Below are 4,475 nucleotides of genomic sequence, written 5' to 3'. Positions count from 1 at the left end.
GCTTCTCGCTGAGCGAGATCTCGGCGCAGAGCGGCCTTGCCGCCTCCACCGCCTATCGCATGCTGACGACGCTGCAAAACCACGGCATGGTCGAATTCGACACATCAGACCAACTGTGGTCGATCGGCGTCGAGACCTACCGCATGGGCGCGGCCTTCCTGCGCCGCCGCAAGCTGGTCGACCGCGCGCGTGTGGTCATGCAGGAGCTGATGGAAAGAACCGGCGAGACCGCCAATCTCGGCGTCGCCGAGGACGATTGCGTGGTCTTCGTCAGCCAGGTCGAGACGCACCAGGCGATCCGCGCCTTCTTCCGTCCGGGCACGCGCAGCCCCTTCCATGCGTCCGGCATCGGCAAGGCGGTGCTGGCGCATCTCGAGCCGGAGCGCGTCGGAACCATCCTGCGCAAGGCAGGCCTGCAGCGCTTCACCGACAGGACGCTGTCCGACATTTCGGCGCTTGCCCACGATCTGGCGCGGATCAAGCTGCGCGGCTGGTCGGTCGACGACGAGGAGCGGCACCCCGGCATGCGCTGCGTGGCAGCGGCCATCTTCAACGAATTCGGCGAGCCGATCGGCGGCGTTTCGGTGTCGGGACCAACGGTGCGGGTGACGCCGGAGCGGCTGGCCGAGATCGGCCCGCTGGTGCGCGATGCCGCCGCCGAGGTGACCAGGATGATCGGCGGCGTGCGAGCCTTCTGATCAGCCCGTCCCGGGCAGTGCGCTCCTGGTCGCGATATCAAAGAATCGAGAAGAATGGCCATGCCGACGCCGCAGGCGGTGAATATCAGGCCGGCCATGAAGATGCGGTTGGCACGTTCATAGATGCGCCGCTGCAGGCATTTCGTATCGAGCAGCAGCGAGAGCGCCCGCATCTGCAAGGCAATGCCGCCAGGATCGGCAGGACGGCGACAAGATGGTAGGTCTGCCACGGGATCTCTGTACACCGCCCGGTCTGCCGCGCGGCCCAATCCTTTCTGCGCTGAATCGGCCGATGGAGCACGCACCGCTACCATCCAGACAACAGAAGAGGGGCTCGCATGGGCCCCTCTGTTGCTGAAACGGTCCTCCCCTCTAAAGACGGCAATAGTGGCGATATCCGTCGCGGCCGAGATAGGTATCGGAGTCCGCGTCGTAGCTGGCGTAACGATCGTAGCAGCGGCGGACATGCCACGAGCCGCCGCCTTCGTCGACATAGACGGTGCGCGGCTGGGCGAGCAGGCTGCCGAGGACAAAGCCGCCGACGCCGGCAGCAATGCCGATGCCGAGGCCGTGATTGTGGTGATGGCTGTGAGCGGCCGAAGGCTGCACGGTTCCGGCCAGCGTGGCGGCGGCGACGGCGGTGGCGATAAGTCCGGAAACGAGTGTGTTCTTGAACATGACGATCTCCTTGCTTCGTTGACCGAGGCGATCCATCCGCCTCTTGATCATCTGTCGTCGCAGCCAGGAAAAAGGTTCGAATCTTTTGTCGATTTTCTGGGATCCGGGAAATCGGATGGATCGAGGCCATGCTGACGGCGACCTTGCGAGAGCTTGGCGAAGACGTTGATGCGGCTGATCTCCCCCCGCTCTGGCGCTACGCTATGCACATATCTTCTGTGACTGGCGTGACTGATCGGCCCGAGGCCTGATTGCCACGTGGTTCCCCCAATCCGTCGCTGCTTCGCAGCGCCACCTTTCCCCCCTCCGGAGGGAAAGGAAAGGAGCGTTGCTGGACGAGCGTTGACGGCAAAAGCTTGGCGCCTTTCCTCTACCCCGTCGATCGGAGGAGAGGTGGCTCGGCGAAGCCGAGACGGAGTGGGGGGTCGACCTGCGCCGCATAAGACAATGCATGCGCCAAGCTGCCATGCACCCTATCGCCAAAGACCAGTTGCCTGGAAATGTGTGCATGCCGTAGCTTGCGGGCGAGATCGCTAGCCTGCCCGCCTACATCGCAACGCCGAACGCAAAAAGGGCGGCCGAAGCCGCCCTTTTGGGGAATTGGGTCCCTCCATCAAAGGAAAATGATCACCCTGCCGTGCCTGTGGTGATGGTTGTGGTGGTGGTTGTAGTGCTTCCACCAGAACTTCTTGAAGTGCTTCTTGTGATGTTTGTGGTTGTGATGGTGATGATGGCCGTGCATGCCGTGGGCTGACGACGTGCCGACAGTGCCGGCGAGCGCGCCGGTGGCGACGAAGATGGCGACGAGGCCTGAGGTAAGAGTGCGCTTGAACATGATGATCTCCTGGATCTTTTGATCGAGGCGACCCATTCGCCTCTAACCATCAGTCGGCGCGGCGCGGCAAAAGGTTCGATAGGTCGAAGAGATTTTAGTGAATAGCGAATAGCGAGTAGCGAGTAGGAAAAGGCAGGAACGCCACTTACCAATCGCTACGTTGCCGTTCCCTATTCGCTATTCGCTATTCGCTATTCGCTATTCGCTACATTCGCTCTCTCTCACCCCATCCCCGTGACATGGCGCAGCCAGAACGCCAGCGCGATGAAGCCGATTATGGTGGTGACGCCGGTCCAGTCGACATTGGCCTTCTTCACATCGCTGATGATCTTCACCAGCAGCATCCAGGCCACGAAGATGATCGGGAGAATGATGACTAATCTGATCATGCCACACCCCTGCGCAAAGCGATTGCACCTCCCCTAGATGTAGGAAGCAATCTAGCGCTTTTCAGGATGCCCTAGTCGACGGGCCATGTGGCATGCCGGGGAAAAACGGAGTTTTGTCTTTACTGGCGCAACAAATATGCTAACCGGAGCGCCGTGCCCTTGTAGCTCAGCTGGTAGAGCAGCGGTTTTGTAAACCGAAGGTCGGCGGTTCGATTCCGTCCGGGGGCACCAGCAAAAGTGCGGCAATTGAGTAAATTCAGACAGTTAATCTATTGTCATCGAGTTCGATCCGCCGCCTGATCCACGTTGGAAATCATGCACTTACCCGCGAGAATATCCGCCCCGGAGCATCACCATGTGGAAAGCCCGCCACCGTGCGGCGGCGGGATTTATTGAAGATTAGAACGGCACCTTCCACGCTCCGCTCTCGAATTTCTGGATAATGCCCGCGTCGAAACCTGACTGCCATTCCTCGCCGGCGTTGAGTTTCATTCCAGAGGTTGTGGCGGCGCCGGTGTTCGGCCGCGGAAGTCCGGAGCTCCTCGCGGGATGCCTGTTTGCACCGGCCTTCCTGATACCTAGTCGCCGAATTCAGGCGCAGCAACTTAGTCTACAGGTGTGACTTCCTAGCTACATACAAAGTTGCAGGCTCATCGATATAAAGCGCTTGGCGATTTGATGGGGATTTCATGAAAGCTTTTTTGCTCGCTTCATTCGTTGCGCTTTCGGCGGCTCCGGCCATCGCTGCCGATATGATGACCGCTCCTGTCGACACCCCTGAATGGACTTGGCAAGGGCCATACGCCGGCGTGTTCGGCGCCGGAACGTTGGAACATTACAAGATCTATGAGCCGGGCGCCCAGGCTGGCGCAACGCACAACGTCGGCTCGGCCGCGGTCGGCGGCTTTGCAGGCTATAACTTCCAATCCGGCAAGATTGTCTATGGCGTTGAAGGCGAGCTTGGCTACCGCTTTAAGAAGAACACCTTCGACGATATTCCAGGCCCAGGCGTTCTCGACGCCTCCACAGGTTTGTTCGGATCCGTAAAGGGTCGCGTTGGCATGGACATCGGAGCCTACATGCCGTTTGTCACGGCTGGTGTAACCGCCGCAAAGCTGAAGACGTTCTATCCAGGTGGAAACGCCGAGCGGGATGCAACTTTGGTCGGTGGTATTGTTGGAGCAGGCATCGACGTCGCTCTCACACACAACGTGTTCTTGCGAGGCGAATACGACTTCTCCTTCTTCGGCAAGAAGTCGCTTGAATATTGCGGCGGCGGATGCACGCTGGAACACACGCTTCAGACGCACGATTTCCGCGTCGGCATCGCGATGAAGTTCTAACTGTTCAGCGCGTCACCGACGTTGACGCCCTCCGCAGGAAGGGCAAGACCAAGGTCCAGCTTGTGAATGGCATTCCGCGGGCGCAATGTCGCCACGAACCCGACGGCTAGGGGCCTGGATCGCAAATAGTTCGCGGCTCAGGCCCTTCGTCCGTTCCGGACCATGCTATGGGCTCTTCTGCCGGGCGCTCCGGCCCTTGTTGTGCCGGCCCGGTCAAATTCCACCGGATGAACGTAGCATCCTTCCCGGTGACTTCCCGCACCGCCCTTAACAGCACCTCATGCAAGACGCGCGTCTGTCTGTAGTGGTCGCAATGCGGCGATATGAACGGCTTGATGATGCTCAGGTGCAGCGCTTCCGCCGCCACGAGAAAGCGCTCGATTTCAGCCTGCGATAATCGCTTTGAAGGTTTTGACCGAGCCATTGCGACACCTTTTAAGAGTCGCCCCACCCAAGGACAATAATCCTACCGAAGCGTTTCGCTGTAAAGGCTCCACCTCGAAAAGGTCGCTTGGCCCCGCGCCTTTTTTGC

5 protein-coding genes, 1 tRNA gene and 1 pseudogene are annotated in these 4,475 nt (G+C 59.9%); 3 read left to right on the top strand and 4 right to left on the bottom strand.

Annotated features, from left to right (window positions below):
- The coding region (gene bhcR, locus EOD15_RS29285; protein ID WP_148129686.1) for an HTH-type transcriptional regulator BhcR at positions 1–698 on the top strand (698 nt) is incomplete at its 5' end.
- A 372-nt stretch (positions 699–1,070) separates the two neighbouring features.
- Here the strand turns inward: bhcR and EOD15_RS29275 are convergent.
- The 3 genes from EOD15_RS29275 to EOD15_RS29265 form a co-directional block, all read right to left on the bottom strand.
- Positions 1,071–1,376, bottom strand: coding sequence for a BA14K family protein (locus EOD15_RS29275; protein WP_127268086.1), 306 nt, complete (start codon positions 1,374–1,376; stop codon positions 1,071–1,073).
- Positions 1,377–1,989: 613 nt separating this feature from the next.
- Positions 1,990–2,211, bottom strand: a complete 222-nt coding sequence (locus tag EOD15_RS29270; RefSeq protein ID WP_127330740.1) for a hypothetical protein — start codon at positions 2,209–2,211, stop codon at positions 1,990–1,992.
- Positions 2,212–2,432: 221 nt separating this feature from the next.
- Positions 2,433–2,600 (bottom strand): hypothetical protein, encoded by a 168-nt coding sequence (locus tag EOD15_RS29265; RefSeq protein ID WP_127268088.1) that lies wholly within the window; start codon positions 2,598–2,600, stop codon positions 2,433–2,435.
- Positions 2,601–2,755: 155 nt separating this feature from the next.
- On the opposite strand from EOD15_RS29265, the gene EOD15_RS29260 reads away from it, so the two are divergent.
- Both EOD15_RS29260 and EOD15_RS29255 read left to right on the top strand, forming a co-directional pair.
- Positions 2,756–2,831: transfer RNA gene (locus EOD15_RS29260), tRNA-Thr, on the top strand.
- A gap of 458 nt (positions 2,832–3,289) precedes the next feature.
- A complete protein-coding gene (locus EOD15_RS29255) occupies positions 3,290–3,943 on the top strand; it encodes an outer membrane beta-barrel protein (protein WP_127321675.1) in 654 nt (217 codons plus the stop codon).
- Between the two features lie 205 nt (positions 3,944–4,148).
- Here EOD15_RS29255 and EOD15_RS37065 read toward each other — a convergent pair.
- A pseudogene (locus tag EOD15_RS37065) lies at positions 4,149–4,367 on the bottom strand (hypothetical protein); the annotation flags it as partial.
- Positions 4,368–4,475 lie beyond the last annotated feature (108 nt).

This window comes from Mesorhizobium sp. M7A.T.Ca.US.000.02.2.1 (assembly GCF_003996995.1).
Taxonomy (GTDB): Bacteria; Pseudomonadota; Alphaproteobacteria; order Rhizobiales; family Rhizobiaceae; genus Mesorhizobium.
This window is presented reverse-complemented; position numbering and strand designations above follow the sequence as displayed.